At 38.3% G+C, this 19,741-nt stretch carries 18 protein-coding genes; 11 read left to right on the top strand and 7 right to left on the bottom strand.

What is annotated here, in order from left to right; genetic code table 11:
* Positions 1 to 160: 160 nt before the first annotated feature.
* The 3 genes from IQ247_RS25085 to IQ247_RS25075 all read right to left on the bottom strand — a co-directional run bounded on the left by IQ247_RS25085 (position 161) and on the right by IQ247_RS25075 (position 3,814).
* Positions 161 to 565, bottom strand: coding sequence for a type II toxin-antitoxin system VapC family toxin (locus IQ247_RS25085; protein ID WP_228060016.1), 405 nt, complete (start codon positions 563 to 565; stop codon positions 161 to 163).
* Entirely contained in the window at positions 550 to 780 is a 231-nt protein-coding gene (locus tag IQ247_RS25080) for a type II toxin-antitoxin system Phd/YefM family antitoxin (RefSeq protein WP_193924126.1), read from the bottom strand. The genes IQ247_RS25085 and IQ247_RS25080 overlap by 16 nt, the downstream gene beginning before the upstream one ends.
* Before the next feature lie 913 nt (positions 781 to 1,693).
* Entirely contained in the window at positions 1,694 to 3,814 is a 2,121-nt protein-coding gene (locus IQ247_RS25075; protein ID WP_193924125.1) for a serine/threonine-protein kinase, read from the bottom strand.
* A 132-nt stretch (positions 3,815 to 3,946) separates the two neighbouring features.
* On the opposite strand from IQ247_RS25075, the gene IQ247_RS25070 reads away from it, so the two are divergent.
* The 4 genes from IQ247_RS25070 (at position 3,947) to IQ247_RS25055 (ending at position 6,470) form a co-directional block, all read left to right on the top strand.
* The gene (locus IQ247_RS25070; protein WP_193924123.1) at positions 3,947 to 4,651 is read left to right on the top strand and encodes a rhomboid family intramembrane serine protease; all 705 of its coding nucleotides are present in this window, start codon (positions 3,947 to 3,949) and stop codon (positions 4,649 to 4,651) included.
* 215 nt (positions 4,652 to 4,866) lie between these two features.
* A complete protein-coding gene (locus IQ247_RS25065) occupies positions 4,867 to 5,676 on the top strand; it encodes a Uma2 family endonuclease (RefSeq protein ID WP_193924121.1) in 810 nt (269 codons plus the stop codon).
* Positions 5,677 to 5,678: 2 nt separating this feature from the next.
* The gene (locus tag IQ247_RS25060) at positions 5,679 to 6,137 is read left to right on the top strand and encodes a pepsin/retropepsin-like aspartic protease family protein (protein WP_193924120.1); all 459 of its coding nucleotides are present in this window, start codon (positions 5,679 to 5,681) and stop codon (positions 6,135 to 6,137) included.
* Between the two features lie 135 nt (positions 6,138 to 6,272).
* Positions 6,273 to 6,470 carry a hypothetical protein gene (locus tag IQ247_RS25055; protein ID WP_193924118.1) on the top strand — a complete coding sequence of 66 codons (198 nt, stop codon included), beginning with the start codon at positions 6,273 to 6,275 and terminating at the stop codon, positions 6,468 to 6,470.
* 424 nt (positions 6,471 to 6,894) lie between these two features.
* Here the strand turns inward: IQ247_RS25055 and IQ247_RS25050 are convergent, their stop codons facing one another.
* Complete coding sequence (locus tag IQ247_RS25050; protein WP_193924117.1) at positions 6,895 to 10,068, bottom strand: rhoptry family protein; 3,174 nt, start codon at positions 10,066 to 10,068, stop codon at positions 6,895 to 6,897.
* Between the two features lie 603 nt (positions 10,069 to 10,671).
* Between IQ247_RS25050 and IQ247_RS25045 the strand changes: the two genes are divergently transcribed.
* Positions 10,672 to 10,875, top strand: a complete 204-nt coding sequence (locus IQ247_RS25045) for a chlorophyll a/b-binding protein (RefSeq protein WP_193924115.1) — start codon at positions 10,672 to 10,674, stop codon at positions 10,873 to 10,875.
* Positions 10,876 to 11,655: 780 nt separating this feature from the next.
* Here the strand turns inward: IQ247_RS25045 and IQ247_RS25040 are convergent.
* Positions 11,656 to 12,093 (bottom strand): RrF2 family transcriptional regulator, encoded by a 438-nt coding sequence (locus IQ247_RS25040; protein WP_193924114.1) that lies wholly within the window; start codon positions 12,091 to 12,093, stop codon positions 11,656 to 11,658.
* Between the two features lie 313 nt (positions 12,094 to 12,406).
* Between IQ247_RS25040 and IQ247_RS25035 the strand changes: the two genes are divergently transcribed.
* The 3 genes from IQ247_RS25035 to cysW all read left to right on the top strand — a co-directional run bounded on the left by IQ247_RS25035 (position 12,407) and on the right by cysW (position 15,447).
* Positions 12,407 to 13,537 carry a sulfate ABC transporter substrate-binding protein gene (locus IQ247_RS25035; RefSeq protein ID WP_193924112.1) on the top strand — a complete coding sequence of 377 codons (1,131 nt, stop codon included), beginning with the start codon at positions 12,407 to 12,409 and terminating at the stop codon, positions 13,535 to 13,537.
* Positions 13,538 to 13,727: 190 nt separating this feature from the next.
* On the top strand, positions 13,728 to 14,603 hold the full coding sequence (cysT, locus tag IQ247_RS25030) for a sulfate ABC transporter permease subunit CysT (RefSeq protein WP_193924110.1): 876 nt from the start codon (positions 13,728 to 13,730) through the stop codon (positions 14,601 to 14,603).
* On the top strand, positions 14,590 to 15,447 hold the full coding sequence (gene cysW / locus IQ247_RS25025) for a sulfate ABC transporter permease subunit CysW (protein WP_193924108.1): 858 nt from the start codon (positions 14,590 to 14,592) through the stop codon (positions 15,445 to 15,447). The genes cysT and cysW overlap by 14 nt, the downstream gene beginning before the upstream one ends.
* Positions 15,448 to 15,501: 54 nt before the next feature.
* Here cysW and IQ247_RS25020 read toward each other — a convergent pair whose 3' ends face one another.
* A complete protein-coding gene (locus IQ247_RS25020; RefSeq protein WP_193924107.1) occupies positions 15,502 to 17,295 on the bottom strand; it encodes a serine/threonine-protein kinase in 1,794 nt (597 codons plus the stop codon).
* A gap of 421 nt (positions 17,296 to 17,716) precedes the next feature.
* Here IQ247_RS25020 and IQ247_RS25015 point away from each other — a divergent pair, with 421 nt between their 5' ends.
* The 3 genes from IQ247_RS25015 to IQ247_RS32810 are packed head-to-tail and all read left to right on the top strand — an operon-like array spanning position 17,717 to position 18,263.
* On the top strand, positions 17,717 to 17,962 hold the full coding sequence (locus IQ247_RS25015; protein ID WP_193924105.1) for a type II toxin-antitoxin system Phd/YefM family antitoxin: 246 nt from the start codon (positions 17,717 to 17,719) through the stop codon (positions 17,960 to 17,962).
* A complete protein-coding gene (locus IQ247_RS33245) occupies positions 17,959 to 18,093 on the top strand; it encodes a type II toxin-antitoxin system VapC family toxin (protein WP_265579709.1) in 135 nt (44 codons plus the stop codon). The genes IQ247_RS25015 and IQ247_RS33245 overlap by 4 nt, the downstream gene beginning before the upstream one ends.
* A complete protein-coding gene (locus tag IQ247_RS32810; protein WP_228060015.1) occupies positions 18,084 to 18,263 on the top strand; it encodes a PIN domain-containing protein in 180 nt (59 codons plus the stop codon). The genes IQ247_RS33245 and IQ247_RS32810 overlap by 10 nt, the downstream gene beginning before the upstream one ends.
* A gap of 303 nt (positions 18,264 to 18,566) precedes the next feature.
* Here the strand turns inward: IQ247_RS32810 and aroB are convergent, their stop codons facing one another.
* Positions 18,567 to 19,682 (bottom strand): 3-dehydroquinate synthase, encoded by a 1,116-nt coding sequence (gene aroB, locus IQ247_RS25005; RefSeq protein WP_193924103.1) that lies wholly within the window; start codon positions 19,680 to 19,682, stop codon positions 18,567 to 18,569.
* Positions 19,683 to 19,741 lie beyond the last annotated feature (59 nt).

The raw sequence follows: 19,741 nt of genomic DNA, 5'->3' as shown, positions 1-19,741 counted from the left end.
CCTAACTCTTAACTCCTAACTCCTAACTCCTAACTCCCGTACAGACGTAGCATTGCTACGTCTCTACAACTCTTAACTCCTAACTCCTAACTCTTAACTCCTAACTCCTAACTCCTAACTCCTAACTCCTAACTCCTAACTCCTAACTGATTATCTTAATTTACCAAATAACTCCAGGGTAAAATTTTCTGATTTCCCGATCTGCTGTAATAATTGAAGCTTGATTACTACTGGCTAATGCTACAACAACTCGATCGACTGGATCTCGATGAACCCATTCTAATTTGACACTTTCTAACCACAAATCTTCATTGATAGGGACAATACGTATAACATTAGATTTTTTCAAAGAGGCGACATATTCGTTAAGATCGACTCCTAAATCTAGTTTTCGATTTTTGATTTTGATGGCGATTTCCCAGATACAAATGGATGGAACAATACCATTTTTATTAGTCTCCATTTGCTTACAGGCTTCTGTTGCAGCTTGAGAAAGTTTATCTGGATCTATGCTCCACCAAATCAAAGCGCAAGTATCAAGGACAATTTTCAAAATTCGCTCCATTCCTCAGTTGTTGAAGTTGTTAAATCCTCAAAATACTTGACTTTACCGCGCATTTGTCCAAACAACTCTTCTGTTGACGGTGAATCACCGCCGTATTTAGAAATTTTCACCACTGGTTTTCCCCTATCGGTTACTACAATTTCTTCCCCTGACTCTACAAGACGCAAGAACTCTAGTAGTTTACTTTTTAGTTTACTTTTGGAAATTGTTTTCATCGTGTCCCTAGTCATGACTCTGGTCATATCTAGAATATATCACGATTGCTCTATACAAGTCGTGGAGATGGGGGGATGGGTAATAACCCAAGTTGCGGGTTACAAGACTCCGAGTGCTTCGCACTCTGGATTCGCCAAAAAAGGCAGATGAAAAGGTGTGCGGTTGCGCTACGCGCAACCGCTGTAGAGGTCTAAAACTATAGATTAGTCTAAAACGACAATCTTCACTATGTCCAATCGCTTTTAGCAAGTCATCAGTGATAGCATAAACACTAATTATTTCGTTGAGCATATTCCTATCCGTTTTTTCTTCTTGGAGAGGATTTTCCGCATGAATACTGACCTTATATACCTTATATATCAGCGCTTAGCCCTGGCGCTCGCATAACTAGCAACTTGGGTTAATAAATTCTAACTCCTAACTTCCAACTCCTAACTTCCAACTCCTAACTCCTAACTCTTCACTCCTAACTTCCAATCCAAAATTCTCCTGGGGTGCATAATCAAATTTATCTATCCCTAGTTAATTAATGTCATCACAAACAATGTAAATTAACTGCGGAGATATTAAACATGAATTTTATCAAATCTTTGATGATGTTCGGATTTATCTATTTAACGATTCTTTTCTGTATTAATAAAACAACAGCTAATCACTTTTTTGAATATGTAATTGCTGATTAACTATTAACAAATTAAAAAACTTCCTAATTCTCAAGTCTCTACATCAGGAATGTAGAGACTTAAAAAAAATACCTCAACTACATCTTTACTCAGCGTTCTCTGCGCGGCAGTTGCTACAACGGAGGGAGCCTCCCTTCGGGTTCATCAGTTTGATGGGACGGAAACCGACCCCATCAACTGATTCACCGCAACGCACTGCCTTGTCTAGTAAGGTTTTTTTTAATAATCATTATCCTCGCCAAAAATTCCAAAACCTCGAACTTCTATCTTTATCTTTCTCCTTTTCTTTATCTTCTAATATTTCCTGTACCTTCTTACTAGCTTTAACTGCTTCGCTATAATCTGGATTATATTTAATAGCGGTATCATAAGAAATTATTGCTTCTTGATATTGTTCCAAATTAACTAACGCATTACCTTTACTATACCAACTTTCTGCATGGTCTTTTTTGTAGCGAATTGCGCGATTATAAGCTAAAATTGCTTCCTGATATTTTTGTAAATTGTAAAGGGAATTCCCACGGTTATACCATACTTTAAAATCATTTTGCCGTACTGCAACAGCTTTATCATAAGCTGCAACGGCTTCTTCGTAACGTTGAATTTGATGCAATGCCCAACCTTGAGAGTATAATGCATCATAATTATTAGGTTGATATTTCAATACTTCTTTAAAAGATTCGATAGCTTCGGGATAACGTCGCAAACTTATCAGTATATTACCTCTGGATAACCAAGCTTGATAAAAATTCGGTTTATACTCTATTGCCCTAGAGTAAGCTTTAATAGCGTCGTTATTTCGATTCAAATTAACCAAAGCATTACCGCTATTGTACCAAGCTCGCTCGCTATTTGGATTTAACTGGAGAACTTTTTCATAAGTAGAAAGAGCATCTTCATAGCGTCTCAAACTATATAAAGCCCAAGCTTTGTTATACCAAGCTTGTTCATATTCTGGTTGTAATTCTACTGCTTTATCGTAGGATTTTATCGCTTCTTCATATCTTTTCAAATTACTTAAAGCCTCTCCCTTCCCATTCCAAACTTCAGGAGCTTCTGACTCTAATGTCAACGCTTTGTCAAAAGAGGAAATTGCTTCTTGAAATCGCTGCAATTTATTTAAAACAAAACCTCTACCACTCCACGATTCTTGGTAATCCGGCACAATTTGAATCGCTTTATCGTATGCTAAAAGTGCTTCTTGATAGGAATTCAATTCATACAAAACTTTACCTTTTCCATTCCATGCTTGAGCGTATTCCGGTTGAATTTCTATGGCTTTTTGGTAGTTAGAAAGTGCATCTTGATACCGCTGTAACTCATAGAATGTATTGGCTTTTTTATATAATTCACCAGCATTAGCAGAATTAATCGTATTAATAATAAATATCGATGCAGTTGCTCCAATTCCGGTTAACAGCATCGCTGTCAAAGCTTTAATAATAACATTCTTTACTTTTATCTTTTTTCGAGGCTTGGGTTTTGCAGGTAATGGTGCAATATTTAACACCATTGTGCGAGAAGATGGTTTATTTAGACTTTTTAAAGCCTGCAATGCTTGAGTAGCCGAACTATAACGCACTCTAAAATCATAACGTACCATTGTATCGACAATTTCCGCAAATTCCGGACTAACTGTAGCGTATTTTTGCCAGACTATTTCATTCGTATCGTCATCTTTTTCTAACTGTTCATTTGATAACCCCGTGATTGCACTAATAATTATTATCCCCAAAGCATAAATATCACTACTAAATCTTGGTTCACCCTGTGCTTGTTCGCTAGGAATGTATCCAGGAGTCCCAATCGCTACTGTAAATTTAGTTTGATTTGTGGTGGAAACAACTTGAGTCGTAATTTGTTTCACCGCACCAAAATCAATTAAAACTAATTTACCATCTTTCTCTTGTCTGAGAATATTTCGCGGATTAATATCCCGATGAATGACTTTTTGCTGATGGACAAATTCTAAAATTTCTAGTATCTCTTGTAAAAGGGAAATAACTTGGTCTTCACTTATGGGTTTTCCAGGTTTGATTTCTTCATTTAAATCATGACCTTGAATATATTCCTGTACCAAATAAAATTGTTGATTTTCCTCAAAATAAGCTAAAAGTTGGGGAATATGTTCGTGTCTCCCTAACTTATATAAAACTTTTGCTTCTGTATCAAATAAACGTCTTGCTGTTTCTAATGTAACAGGATCAGTTGCTTGAGGTTTAAGTTTTTTGACAACACATTTAGGTGAACCAGGTAAATGAGTATCGCAAGCTACAAAAGTTTCCCCAAATCCCCCTCCTCCCAAATTACTAATTATTTGGTATCTTCCAACAAGTGTATTTCCCAACATTTTTATCCAGTTAACAGTGAGCAGTAATCAGTGATCAGTTAATAGTTATTATTAGATTATTTTTCATCTCGTAACAGCTAAATCCTCACTGTTTCAATCTAAAATCTAATATTTAAAATCTAAAATTACTTTATGATACCAATTGGCGATAAAATTTTTCTTTCGACTAACAAAAAACCTTTAGTTGTTTGGTTTTTAATTGGAATAAATATTGCTTTATTTTTATGGGAAGTAAAATTAGAATTTGGTGGTGAATTAGCTAGTTTTGTGAATAACTGGGGGCTGATTCCCCAACAAATTACCACGGCTTTTAGTAGCGCAATAGCAGGAAATCCGGCAGCTTGGTTAATTGTTTTCTGGCGTTTGTTATCAATTCTTTCCGGGATGTTTATTCATGGTAGTTATAGCCAAATTGTCGGTAATTTAATATTTTTGTGGGTTTTTGGCAATACTTTGGAGAAAATCATTGGTAGTGGACGTTTTTTATTATTTTATCTATTTTGCGGATTTTTGACAGGGATAGTCCAAGTTTTTGCGGAACCTGGATTAACGGTACCTTTGATTGGTGCTAATGGTGCGATCGCATCTGTTTTAGGAGCCTATATTTATAAGTTCCCCAAAGTGAAAATAGACTCAATTCTACCACTGGTAATTTTGTATATCCCTGTAGAATTACCAGCTTTTTTCTATGCTTTTTGGTGGTTTGTACAACAATTATTTTACGGTATTGGTAGTTTAAATATTCCCGGTGGTGTCAATCCCATGGGTACGGGTTATCTAGCTCATGGTGTGGGTTTATTAATTGGTGTGGTTTGGATGGTAATAATGAAGCTTTGATGATTAAGGATTAAGTTTTGAAAAAAGAAGTCGGGTTTCTCTGATAAACCCGACTTCTCTTCGTGGGAAAAGAATTCGGGTTTTTACGATGATTGTCTTGCGTAAAAGATATTTAATCTAAAAACCCGACTTCTCTCTCAGATTAATCCAAAATCCAAAATCTAAAATCCAAAATAGAATAAAGGTGTGATGAATTCTCTTCTTTGCTTGTAGCCATGTCACAAACTGTATCTGAAATTAGTTTAACACCGCCCCCAACCCAATACGAACTACCCTATGATGATGGTGTCCCAATGGAAACTCAACGACATAAACTTCAGATGGATATGCTCATTGATACTTTATCACCGTGGTTGGCGACGCGAAATGATGGGTATGTGGGTGGCAATATGTTTGTGTATTTCAGCTTGACACAAATCAAAACCCAAGATTTCCGGGGACCTGATTTTTTTACGGTGTTAGGAGTACCGAAAAAAGAACGTCTTTCTTGGGTGGTTTGGGAAGAAGGAAAAGCACCCGATGTAGTTATTGAATTATTATCTGAAAGTACTGCTTTACGAGATAAAAATGATAAAAAATTAATTTATCAAAACCAGTTACGTGTACCTGAATATTATTGGTTTGACCCTTTTAATCCTGATGATTGGGCTGGTTTTTCTTTGCAACATGGAGTATATCAAACTATAACTGTAAATACTCAAAATCAATTAGTAAGTCAATCTTTAGGTTTAGCTTTAACACGTTGGCAAGGAATTTATAAAGGTATTGAAGCAATTTGGTTACGTTGGATAACACTAGAAGGTGAGTTATTACCAACTTCTGATGATATCGCCGAACAAGAAAGACAACGTGCCGAACAAGAAAGACAACGTGCCGAACAAGAAAGACAACGAGCAGAACTTGCAGAATCTCAATTAAGACAGGTTGCCATCAATCTATTGGAGCAAGGTATGACGGTAGAAGAAATCGCAAGATTAACGAGTTTATCAGTTTCTCAAATTGAAGAATGGAATAAAGGTAGATAAATATGGGTAAACTGATAATGCCAAATCTTCAGGGTAAACAAATAGGGCAAGTAATTACTACTCTTAGCGTTACCAATAGAATTGACCAAGTTTTAGCCTATCGAGGTTTTATTTCCCCTGAAGAAGTACGGACAATTATTTTAACTGATGTTTTAGTAGATACGGGAGCTACTTTATTATGTTTACCTTCTGCTGTAATTAATCAATTAGGTTTAGTTGAAGGAGGAGAAGCAAGGGTAGAAACAAGCGCTGGAGTTCAAAAGGGACGCATTTTTCGAGATGTTGATTTGTGTGTAGAAAATCGTCGAGGTACTTTTGATTGTTTAGAACTTACAGAGGTTTCCTTTGCTTTATTAGGTGTAACACCCATGGAAGTTTTAGGTTTGGAACCAGATTTGAAAAACCGTAAATTAAGAGTTTTACCGATGAATTCTGAGCAAACTTATCTGAGTATTTTATAAATTTTGGATTTAAAAACAGCTACGCTCGCAAAGAAGTTAGGTTTTGATGACAATTGTCTGGTATTAATTATATTATGTCCGGATGATTAGTTATTATTCCCTATTCCCTTTATTTTATAATTCGATAATAATATCATGGAAAATAAACAAGACCTTTACAACGACTGCCGCTCAGTTTTCGAGCAATTAAACAAGCTTAGGGAACATCATCCAAATGCTTGGAGAGTTATCAATAAGCGATTGATGGAAAAGGGTAGTACCACGCTTACCGATGCAGATGCTGCTCTTTTCTATGCTTTGGAAATAATTGAAGAAACAGACTTTCAAAAATAATAAGTAGCCATCATCAACTGCGTACACCTCCCCCCAAGCCTACTCCCTACTAAGAGCTCCCTTTCAAAGCGTGATTTCAACGCGGCGATTAATTTAAAAAATGCCCCCCATGATCAAATACGTGTGGCAAACGCGGAATTTACGCCTGCGGACAAGCTATCCGTCGTCGGACTGGGAAGAAACAGGAAGCAAACATCAAATCAAGTTATAGTTGAAGAGCTTTGCTTGTTTTGAGTAAGTTTTGTGTTGCACATAATATAAGAAAAAACCTCCCATAACCAGAGGTTTAATAATTTAGCGAAGACAATTTAAATTATTTAATTATTTAAATTATTTAGAACTGTGAGTGAGGTAAGAAGTCGGGTTTTTATAATCATTGTCTTGTGTTATGGATATTTATCTTAAAAACCCGACTTGCGTTAAATTAATCTAAAGGTACATTACTCGCTACCGCTAAAGCTCCTCCAATTGCAGAAAAGATTGCGGATACGACTGCTGTTCCAAATAACCACCAAGCGGCTGATGCTGCTGCTTTTCGGGTTTCTTCAGCTTGTTTTTGGGCTTGGTATTTAACTTCTTCCAAACGTCGCTGTGCTTCTTCTTGAATTCTTTCTGCTCTTCGCAATACTGTATTACGTGCATTCTCAATTTGATCGATGACTTTATTTGCGTCTTCCTCTGAAATATCATCGCGGGAACTCATCAACGCTACATAGGTATCCCGGTTGAAAGATGACAATCTACCCCGCAATGCGTCAAATCCGGCTTGAGGATCGTAAAACAGTTGACGAACATCACGCTTGATGCCGTCATAATTCAGTTCAGGACGTTCCAAGGAGTTGAGATAATTACGAATTCTCTCGAATATGCCATCTATTGTATCTTGAATCCGCCGCTGAATATTTCTAATTTGAGTCACAAATTGCTCGCGCACTGACATAATATTATCAGCAATTTGCTCCGCTTCTTCATTGCTCATATCTCCGCGAATTTGCAATAAAGCAACGATGGTAGAACGGTCAAATTTAGAAAGGCGATCGCCTAAACTATCCATTCCGACTCGTGGATCGTTCAATAATAAATTCAAATCGCGTTTGATACCTTCTGGATTGAGTTCTTGTTTCCCAGTTTGACGGAGGTATTCTTCTAAATATGTTTGGAAGTCTTGAACTCTTTCTTGGGTGCGAGTAACAAAACGACGCGGCGCACCGATGGTTTGACGAATTGATGATTGTACCGAATCAATGACTTGGTTAACTTCATCTTCGCTCAAATCTTGCCGTTGAGTCAGTAGTTTTACTAAAGTATCTCTATCAATTTGTGACAGTCTCCGACGTAATGCGATCGCGCCTTCTTGGGGATTTTCAAATAGTTTGTTGAAGTCTCGCTGAATACCTTCGGGATTAAGTTCCGATTTACCCGTGTTCCGCAGATAATCAGCAATTGTGGTGGTTACATGATCGTATTCTGCTTTGGCTTTATCGACAATTTGTCCTGGTGCATGACGAACGCTATTCCAAGATTGTTCGATAGCATCTATATTTTCATTGATTTGCTCTTCGGTCAAATCTTGACGTTGGTTGAGCAATTGTACCAAAGTATCGCGATCAAAACGCGCCAATCGCGCCTGAATTGCTGACATTCCCGCTTGGGGGTGTTGTAACAAAGTTTTCAATTCACCGCGAATCGCATCAGGATTAAGTTCTGATTTGCCAGTATTTCGCAGATATGATTCTAAATTCAACCATAAACTTTCTGCTTGATACTTGGCTTGATCTGCAAGCCCTTTAGACTCAATCAAAGCTTGGTCGCGCTGGTTTTCTAACTCATCAAGGATTGGGTCAATTTCTGCGGAATTAATATCATTACGCTGTACCAGTATCGAACGCATTTGTCCCCGGTCAAATCTAGACAAACGAATTGCCAACGTTTCATAATCTGCGTCGGAATCTGCCAAAATCGGCTTAAAATCCTGGTGCAAATGTTCCGCAGTAAAGTTTGATTTAGGATTTACTAACAAATAGCTTTCTACCCGACGCTGTAAATCTTGGATGATTTCTTTCTCTTCCTCAGCCCTTACTTGTACCAAGACACCTTTACGAACTGCTTCTAACCTGTCAGCGATTTTTTTAATTTCCCCTTGAGTTAATAAACCCCGCTGTTTGAGGATTTCTACAAAATCACTGCGATCGAGCTTTTCCAATTCCCGACGTACCGTACCTGGATCTGCTGCGGAATCGTAAATTACATCGCGGAATTCCTGCTCAACTTTATCGTTGCTCAACTGCCAAGCATAGGTATTATGCAGATAATTCTCAACATCAGCACGAACCGTACTGTAAGTCTGTGGGGTAGGAAGACCCATTTTATCTGCTTGTTCGGTGGCTTTATCTTTAGCTTTAGTAATGCTGCTGATAATCTTTTCTACATCCAAGTCGGAAAGGTCAGTTCTTCCCATGACTATACCAGCAAGACTAGTTAAAGCTTGTTGCATCGTTAACTGCAACGGACTCACCGATTGTTCTTGTACATCCCGAGTCTGTTGCTTCTGGGAACGCATTTCATTGATAACTCGGTCTAACTTAGCTTCGAGTTCATCAGTTTTACTCTGTCCTGGTGTCACAGTTTTTAGATAGTCAACTAATTCGCTCAAACCGTTTCCAGTACCGCCAGAACCACCTTGTTGAGAACCTACCGTCTGCTTCCAAACATCATATAATGTATCAGCAATGCGTCTAACTTCTTTCTTGGAAAGGTCAGTACGACTGCTAACTAATTCTACAAACTTTTGCTTATCAATGTTACGCAACTCCGCCGCACCTGCAACCGATTGCAGTGATGCATCTCTCAATAAACTTTCAAATTCTTTGCGTATAGACTGGACATCCAAATCTTTAGGACGCACCGTATCTAAATAATCTTCTAAATTTTCCCGGATACTTTCAGGATCAATCGCGCTACCTATCTCGTGACGCACTGCTGACGCTGCGGCTTCTGCTGTGGCTACTACTTGTCTATTAACAGCTTTTGCTCCCAGTGCAGCCATAGCGGTTCCCATTATCGCCTGGAATCCAGAAGTTGCAGTGTTCACAACATTTCCGATTAAGGAACCCACTGTAGTCGAACTAACCCACACCAGCAGACAAAAGTACGCAGCCCAAATTACTAAACCCAAAATTGCACCCAAACCTAAATCTAATGCCAGTAGGCTGAGTTTCACCGCAAGAAAACAAGCAATAAACAGGGAAAGTGTTACCGAAACCAGCGTCCCAATACCGACAGCGGTACCAATTTTACTAATTGTGCTACCTAAACTTCCATCTTGGTTGTTAGTATTATTATTATTATTTGAGTCCAAATCCGATGAATGACCCAAATAAGAAATACCAGCAGCCACCGCAAAATTTGTTAACACCAGTTGAATCGCGAAAGCTAAGATAATACCGGAAATCAAAGCGATAAAAAACCTCGGTCCGGAAAAAGCAACCGAAGCTTCTGCTGGCGTTAATCTTCCTGGTGGTTCTACTATAATCGGAGCCTGAGCTATCCAAGTTATAGACCTAGACAACAAGGGCATAATGTGCGTACTTTCAATCATCCTAATAACTTCCTCTAGGCTAACTTTTGGTGTGGGGAAAACAAAAACTGAAAATAATCACTTCATCAACTTTTTTGATTCATGCAATACCCAGCTCTTGAGCCTAGAATCAGGCAATATACACCTTTAAAGCATCTCTCTCTAGTGAGAAAAGTTGCTTCAACTACCTCCAGCGTTAGATAGAAGTTTTTTTGCAATCACCTACTACTTATAATTAATTAAGCAAGCTATTTTCTGTGTTGTACTTAAATAATTACAACTTTAAAGCCCTTTAAAAAGCCGTGAAAGGATAATACAGCTTATTTCTGTTTCATTACTCGCCATGGGATACACCTTCGGGTATCGGCTAAACCGCACCCGAACGTGAACGCCGATCGCAATCAACAAATTCCCATGGCTAAGCAACTGAAAAGTCATGCTTTGTTAACAAATTCGGTTCACAAAAGCTTTCTCACCATCTAATGGGATATTTCTCTGTATGAATAAATGTAAAGTATTTATTCCTTTAGGTAGAGACAGATTTTGTTACGAATCGTTACATTGGAGACAACAAACAAATTCAACCGCAAACAAATAATCACAAATAAATCACAAATAAAAATTATGGCAACTCCAACACAAACCGATTTACCACCAGTAGCACCAGCATATAACGGCAAAGACCGCAATGCTTTTCTTTTTGGCTTTAATCCTCAAGCAGAATTATGGAATGGACGTTTAGCAATGATTGGTTTTCTTGCTTACTTACTTTGGGATTTGGCTGGTTATAGCGTAGTCCGTGACGTACTTCACATTGTTGGATATTAAGCTACTTATAGCAACTGCAAAAGATTAAAGTGTAGCTTAGCAGTTTGAAAATAAATCGCAATATTTCATTTTGTAACCCAAAGTGAAATATTGTGATTTAATTATTTAATTATTTTTTAGCTATAGCATTATATAGCAATCCGAATTGAGATGTGAGAAAATACGTAGATTAAAAGTTAGGAATAGAGGTTACATTTAAATCACTCCTGGCGACTAAAAGTCGCACGGCAGTCGCTCATGGGGGAGACCCCCCCTTCTGCGCGCTGCCTTGGCTACACAGGCAAAACCCGGATGGTGCGCGGGTTGTTTTATAGAGTCCACGCAGGTGGACTTAGGAAGGTGTAGTAGCGGTTTTAACCGCCAGATTATACATAAATTTCTCACAAGTCATTTAGGATTGCTATATATAAAGCAATGGGTGGAATGGTCATCCCTCCCCGTCCGAATCTGCCTCATAAAGATGAAATATGCTGTAAATAAATAATAAATAAGTACTTAGGCAAAATAAATTGTATATTTGTCATTGCGAGTGGAACCTTAGCGAAGCGTCTCCCGGAGGGAGATAGTGGAACGACGCATTCACCCGGGTTAGTGCGGTTCATCGCAAGACTTTGGGATTGCTGAGTCCTGACGGACACGCTACGCGAACGCCCCTCGTGAGCAATGACACAAATAATTTTGCACACCCACTTATTAAAAATATATAAATTAACCGGGTTGATCAAAAATATGGTAAACCCGGTTATCCTTGTGAAGATTTGGCGACTAAATATTGCTGTTTTAAATGTAGTACATCAACTGGATTGGTAAATGTTGGTGTCGCAATTCACACAAATCTGCTAAAGAATGCTCTTGCAAAACTTTAAACAGTGCCTCAAGCCCATCTTGCCACACACCTTGAATTACCTTACCATCTACCGTTTCAGAAGTAGCATTGACACTAGGGAAAAGTGCTTCTTGTCCTTCGATGCAACTAAGTGCATCCAAAACAGTAATTTGACGAGGTTCCCGCGCCAAAACATATCCACCCTTAACGCCCCGCGTACTCTTGATTAAGCCACCGCGTCTCAGTGTGGCTAGCAATTGTTCTAAATATCTTTTTGGTATATTTTGAGCATCTGCTATTTGTTGAATTTGCAGAGGTTGACCACTCTCATAAGAACTTGCCAGTTCTAAAAGGGCTAGAAGCGCATATTGTAATTTACTTGACAGTTCCATAAGCACAATTCTGTAAATTCACATCTACAGCAACAAAGCAATTAACCGTAATTACACTTAATAACACCCAGTTGCAACCTAGACATACCATACTTTGTGGTGACTGGTTGATTTTACCTCAAAAACTTCTATCGATGACCGATCAAGTTAGAAATAATCCCAGAAAACCAATTGATCATAGAATCAACATATTATCTACCAATATAATGTAGATTATCCCTTGATATTTTACCCACTTCTGTGTAATCTGACCATAGTTAAAAAATACGAAAATTGCATCTAGTAACCGTAGATTGAGAAGGAGAAACAAAGAATGAGCTTATGGCAGCGTTTGCGAAGGTTATTAAAATTTGTCAATCAACACAAAGGCTTTAGATCAAACTCCTTGAAAAGCTTCCTATCTTTATTCTTAGTGGGAACAGTATTAAGCCTGGCGATCGCTGGTTGTAGTGGTAACGGAAACTCCCAAATCAGAACAGATGCAAACCTAGTATCTGCGAATAAAAAAGATGTCGCAATTACCCTAGTTTCTTTCACCGTCACCAGAGCAGCTTACGATCAAATAATTCCTAAGTTCAGGGAAAAGTGGAAAAAGGAACAGAATCAAAACGTTAGCATCAGAACCAGTTATGGTGCTTCAGGAAGTCAAACTCGTGGTGTGATTGATGGTTTACCAGCTGATATCGTTCACTTAGCACTAGCTCTAGACACCAGCAGGATTGAAGAAGCCGGGTTGATTCAACCAGGCTGGGAACAAGAAGTACCCAACAACGGTATTGTTACTAGTTCTGTTGCAGCCTTGGTAACACGAGAAGGAAATCCCAAAGACATTAACAATTGGGCAGATTTAGCTAAAGATGGAGTATCTTTTATCACTGCTGACCCCAAAACCTCTGGAGTAGCTCGATGGAATTTATTAGCTTTGTGGAACTCTGCTATCAAAGCCGGAGCCGATGAAACCAAAGCTACAGAATTTCTCGCGCAAGCTTATAGTAACGTACCAATTCTGACAAGAGATGCCCGTGAAGCAACGGATGCATTTTTCAAACAGGGTCAAGGTGATGCTTTAATTAACTATGAAAACGAGTTGATTCTGGCAGGGCAAAAGGGCGAAAAAATATCCTATTCAGTACCATTGGTCAATATTTCCATCGACAATCCCATTGCTGTAGTTGATAAAAACGTAGATAGACATGGCAACCGGGAAGTTACAGAAGCATTTTTGAAGTACTTATTTACACCAGAAGCCCAGGAAGAATTTGCTAAAGTGGGATTCCGTCCCGTCAATGAAAGTGTAGCTCAAAACAAGGAGTATAAAGAAAAGTATCCCGCAGTCCAGAACTTAGCGAAAGTTCAAGATTACGGTGGATGGGATGAAGTGCAGCAGAAATTCTTCGAGGATGGAGCAATTTTCGACCAAATTCAAGCTAAGAGAACAAAGTAAGTGGGCAAATTAAATATAAAACCTTACCCCTCTCCGATGCCTTGGAGAGGGGAAGGGGTGAGGTTTGATCTTACATTTAATTACGCCTAACTACTTAGTAGTTAATTTGATGAATTTTAACTTGTTCCTTGTAACAAGGTAAGGAACTAGGAAATAGATGTACAATCTAAAATTTAAAATCTAAAATTGAATGGCAATATCATCATCACCTAATCAAAGATTTCGGACTCGACAACCCGCTTGGCGGAAATATCTCCGTGCATTGATTGGAGACAGCTGGGCATGGCGAATTAGCTTTGTGTATTTAGCAGTAATGCTGATTATACCGATAGCTGCGATGTTTTTTAAAGCTGCGGAAGAATCCCCGGCTGATTTTTGGCGAATTGCTACCAGTCCAATCGCTCTGTCTGCTTACGATGTCACATTCACAACAGCCCTCGCGAGTGCATCAATCAATGGGGTGTTTGGAACTCTGTTAGCTTGGGTAATAGTTCGCTATGACTTTCCCTTAAAAAAGCTGATTGATGCTTCCATCGATTTACCATTTGCTCTACCAACAGCAGTAGCAGGTTTAACATTGGCGACTGTGTATAGCGAGAATGGTTGGATTGGTTCGTTATTTGTACCTTTTGGGATTAAAATATCCTTTACCCGTTTAGGTGTGGCAGTTGCCATGACGTTTATTTCCCTTTCCTTTGTGGTGCGGGCTGTACAACCTGTACTACAAGAAATGGAAAAAGAAATGGAGGAAGCTGCTTGGAGTTTGGGTGCGAATCAATTACAGACATTTATAAGAGTAATTTTACCGCCTTTATTGCCTGCAATTTTGACTGGTGTGGCTTTGGGATTTTCCCGTGCTGTCGGGGAGTTTGGTTCGACGGTAATTATTGCCTCGAATACGCCATTTGTGGATTTGATTGCGCCGATATTGATTTTCCAACGTTTGGAACAGTATGACTATACTGGTGCGACGGTTATCGGTGTTGTGATGCTGATAATTTCCTTGGTGTTATTACTTGCTATTAACCTTTTACAAGCTTGGGGAAGAAGATATGACCAAAAGTAGTTCTGAAAATAAATTGCAACAGAATCAACAGAAAAGTTGGGTTCCCAAAGTATTGATTGCGATCGCACTGCTTTATTTATCTTTGGTGATTTATATTCCCACTGCGAATGTATTTTTCCAAGCTTTTAAAAGTGGAGTGGGGCCATTTTTGGCTAACTTGACTGAACCAAATTTTCTCCATGCTGCTTGGTTGACTTTGATACTGGCATTAATTACTGTACCCGTGAATACCGTATTTGGTCTTTGTGCAGCTTGGGCGCTTACCCGTGGAAAAATTCCTGGTAGAGCTGTTATTTTGAGTGTGATTGACCTACCTTTTTCGATTTCACCTGTAGTTGTCGGCTTGATGATTGTGTTACTTTATGGACGCAATGGTTGGTTTGGTGCTTGGTTAGTAGAGAATGATATGAGAATTATTTTTGCTCTACCAGGAATGGTTTTAGCAACCGCTTTTGTCAGTATGCCCTTTGTCGCACGGGAAGTAATTCCGGTGTTAGATGAAATTGGTAAAGAACAAGAAGAAGCGGCACAAACCCTGGGTGCAAATGGCTGGCAAATTTTTTGGCGTGTGACAATTCCCAATGTCCGTTGGGGTTTATTGTACGGTGTACTGTTGACTAATGCTAGGGCTATGGGTGAGTTTGGTGCGGTTTCTGTAGTGTCAGGAAATATCGGTGGTCTAACTCAGAGTTTACCATTGTTTATTGAAGATGCTTACAAACAGTATCAAACGGAAGCTGCATTTTCAGCTGCGTTGATTTTGGCAATGTTAGCATTAGTAACGTTGGTAGTCAAAGAGATTCTGGAAAAGAAATCAGGACATTCTACTAAAAAAGTTTTGTAGAAGCGCAACACAGTTAACGCTCCCCAATAACACAATTACTTTTATTCAATCAAATTATTGAATATTTATTTCCTGTAAATCAGTTTGGATTTGTAAATCTTTGATTTTAGTGGTAGTTGTGCTGTTAATAAACGAGTCTGTGTTGCCTATTGCAGAATTGAGTTCCGAGTCAGCAGCTTTATCTAATTGAGCGACAAGCCGCTTTTTGCTGTTATATTCAGCTAATTTAACTTGAGCTTTAGCATAAGTAGGTGTATCTTTGGGAATCTTTTGCACAAAATCAATCGCATCATCAAACTTACCTAATTCTGCTTGGTTGTAAGCTTGTTGTAAAAGGAAAGTCGCTCTTACAAGCTGCTTTTGCTCGTATTCAGCAAACTTTTGTTGTACTAAGTTAGCATCATTCGATTCCCTGGGAATTTGACGGAGGAAATGTAAAGCACTATTAAAATCTTTTTCTGCGGCTTTTTCATAAGCTTTAGCAAGATATTCCTCTTTTTGTGCTTCAATAGAAATCTGGGCTTGCTTAACTAATCTATCTGTTTTTGTTTGCCAATATTCAATATTGGGAATATTCGCTGCACTAAGAATTACATCCGTCCAACGGCTTTCTTTAAAAGCTATTTTAGCAGCTTCGTATTTTTGGGCAGCAACTTGCCATTGCTGTTGCCATTCACCAATTGTAGCTTGAGCTTCTGGATAAACATTGCTATCTGAAGGAATAGATTTTGCCAGCGCGATCGCACTTTGTAAATCTCCCGATTCATATTCTTTCTTTGCTTGAGATAAAGCTTCATTTCCTTGAGATGCGGGAGTATGATTCACTATAGAATAAGCACCAAATCCGATAATCATCGAATTAGCAGCTAACCCAACTTTCATTCCCGTTAATAAAGGAGATGAACCTTTATTTTCAGATAACTTAGTATTTATCTTATAGCCATCATTTTGAGGATAATCGGAGAAAACACTATACTCTACATCAATAATTTGAGAACCTGCACCTGAAGGTATTTGCTTAAGAACTTGCAGTACATCTTTTGCAGTTTGAAAACGTTGTTGAGAGTCGTAACGAATCATTTTACTAATGACAGCAGCAAGATAATCACTAACTGCGGTATCTCGACTGCGCCATAATGTTTCATTATTTGATGGATGTTTTTTTAATTGTAGTGGTGTTAATCCTGTTAAAGCCTGAATAGCAATCATCCCCAAAGCATAAATATCGCTGTTTGGTTGAGTTTTACCAATAAATTGTTCTGGTGGGATATAACCCAAAGAAGTAACGGGAATTGTATAAATAGGTAATACTTCGTCTCCACCAAAATCAACTGGTTGGATGGAACCAAAATCAATTAATACTAATTTGCCATCTTTTGCACGTCTAATTAAATTTTCTGGCTTAACGTCGCAGTGAATTACACCTTGTGAATGAACGTATTCCAGAATATTTAAGACATCTTTTAAAAAGCCAACAACTGCATTTTCACCCCAGAAAAACTCTGGATTTTGATTCAGAGGTAATTCCGCACTCAAGGAATGTCCTTCAATAAATTCTTGTACCAAATAAAAACGTTCGTTTTCTTCAAAACAAGAAATTAACTGAGGAATTTGTTTGTGATTTCCCAAATGCTTGAGAGTACGAGTTTCCGTCAGAAAACGCAATCTCAAGTCTTGTAAGTAACTAGGTTGCGAACTTGTAACCTTGAGTTGCTTAACAACACGCTTGGGATTGTGTGGATGTTCGATATCCACTGAGATATATGTTTGTCCAAATACACCTGCACCTAAGCTTTGAACAATTTGGTAACGCTCTTGCAGTACCTTTCCAATCATGTAGTTAGTCATGAGATGGTTACTTAGTCACTCCATTATTTAGGTTTTCGGACAATACCTTCAATTTCCGGAATTCCTTATGAATAAATAACTTGAGGACGTTTAATCATTCATTTTTTCATCTCGATTTTACGGATTTTTACGTATTTATTTATCTTATGTTAATCTCAAACCCTTATCATGCACTGAGTACAAAATGTTCTCACTGTTTTTGAGTATAAGAATTATTTTTTACTAATGCCCTATGTCCGTAGAAGTATTTTTTGTAGTATATGTTTTTACGCGGCGGCAAAAAAGTTAGGAGGTTTGATTTACTGCCTGTTGCCCCCCAACCCTACCCCAACAAAATGGTAAATTAAATGTTGGCACAAGTACTTATGACTTTTTATCGGAATCATCATTAAAATAAACTAAGTTTAGCTAAGTAAAAAAAATGAAAATAACTAATATCCACGAAGCTAAGACTAATCTTTCTAAACTAATTGAAGCTGTTTTAGCAGGGGAAGAGGTGATTATTGCCAAAGCAGGAAAACCTGCAATTAGAATGATTCCCTATCAAGAAAAGAAAGAGCTGAGAATTCCTGGAGGATGGGAAGGTAAAGTCACAATGTCTGATGATTTTGATGATGAATTATCTCCTGAAATCCTTGCGGGTTTTACTGGGGAGGAATCAGTTTGAAATTCCTTCTCGATACTCATACTTTAATTTGGTGGTTAGCTAACGATAAAACTCTTTCTGAAAAAGCTAAAGAAGTGATAACAAATCCAGATAATTTCATCTTTGTTAGCGCTGCTTCTGCTTGGGAATAGCAATTAAAAAACAAATCGGTAAACTGAATGCTCCTGATGATTTAGAAGCACAAATTGAGCAAAAAGACTTTCATTCTTTAGCTATTAATATTTCTCACGCTGTTTATATAGAAAAATTACCATTAGACATCTGGTGGAAATTAATTATGCGTCATCCAGAAACCTTGTAGAGACGCGAAATTTCGCGTCTCTACATTCTTTTTCGGAGATGTCTATTGCATCATCACGATCCTTTTGACAGAATTATAATTGCTCAGGCAGTTTGTGAAAAGATGAAAATTATTTCGCGGGACAAAAAATTTGATGCTTATCCGGTAGATGTTATTAAAAGTTAATTTGCTATTTGTAAATACATTTACTAGTTATGTGATTAATTATGATGGGTTAGTAGCAGCTTTTATGGCTGTAAATTAAGAGCGTGCATCTCAACTACAAGCCATGATAATTAATGTGGTGAATTATTAACCCCATCCTCAAGTCATTTCCTGCAACACCTCACGAATAACTTCTGATGGTACTTCATCAGTAATTGTCACTGCACCAATCTGCGTTGGTAATATAAACCTTACTTTACCCGCCTTGACTTTCTTATCCAATTGCAACGACTCAATTATCTCTGCAATATCTAACCCTGCTGGTAATTTTGTTGGTAAACCCGCTTTTTCAATCAAGATATTTTGTCTTTGCACTTCCGAAGACTGCCACATTCCTAGTTTCGCGGCAATCTCTCCTGCTGCTACCATACCGATCGCAACTGCTTCACCGTGATTAACTACACTATAACCTGTCAAACTTTCTACAGCATGAGCAATGGTGTGTCCATAATTGAGAATTGCTCGTAATCCGGCTTCTTTCTCATCTTTACTAACTACATCAGCTTTTGCTTGACAAGAGCGAATTAATATATAGTCAATTAATGAGTTTTCTCCACCAGAAACAGGAGCCATCAAATATTCCATTTGATCAAGGCGAAGGCAATTTTCCATTTTTGCGAACAAATCAGCATCCCAAATCACTCCGTACTTAATTACTTCTGCCATTCCGGCACGTAATTCTCTTTCTGGCAGAGTTTTCAGCACTTCTGGATCAATTAATACTAAGCGCGGTTGATGAAAAGCACCAATCAAGTTTTTTCCCTGGGGATGGTTAACGCCAGTTTTACCGCCCACCGAAGCATCCACCATTGCTAAAAGTGAAGTCGGCACCTGTACAAAGTTAATTCCTCGCAGCCAAGTAGCCGCAGCGAAACCCGTCATATCCCCAATTACTCCGCCTCCCAAAGCTATCATTGTGGAAGAACGTTCTACGCGATTTTCCAGAGCCGTGCCGTATATTTTTTGTATCGAATCCAAATTTTTATACTGTTCGCCATCGGGCAAAATACAGCTACAGACATCGAAGCCAGAAGCTTTAAGGGAACTTAAAACTCTTTCTCCATAGTGTTTAAAAACCGTCGGGTTAGAAACTAATAATACCTTTTTCCCCAACTGCAAACGATTCATATAATCGCCGAGGTTATCCAAACTTCCCGGTGCGATCGCAATTTCGTAAGACGACAGCGGTAGATTTACACTAATTGTAGAAGACATTGCTTTACCCCATAAAAGCCCCCTTGGAGTATATATTGTATCTTAATTTGGTGGGATGG

Origin of the sequence: Plectonema cf. radiosum LEGE 06105 (assembly GCF_015207665.1) — a bacterium.
In the GTDB taxonomy this organism is placed as follows: domain Bacteria; phylum Cyanobacteriota; class Cyanobacteriia; order Cyanobacteriales; family Nostocaceae; genus Rivularia; species Rivularia radiosa_A.
The sequence above is the reverse complement of the archived record's forward strand: the minus strand, read 5'-3'. Positions and strand labels throughout refer to the sequence as shown.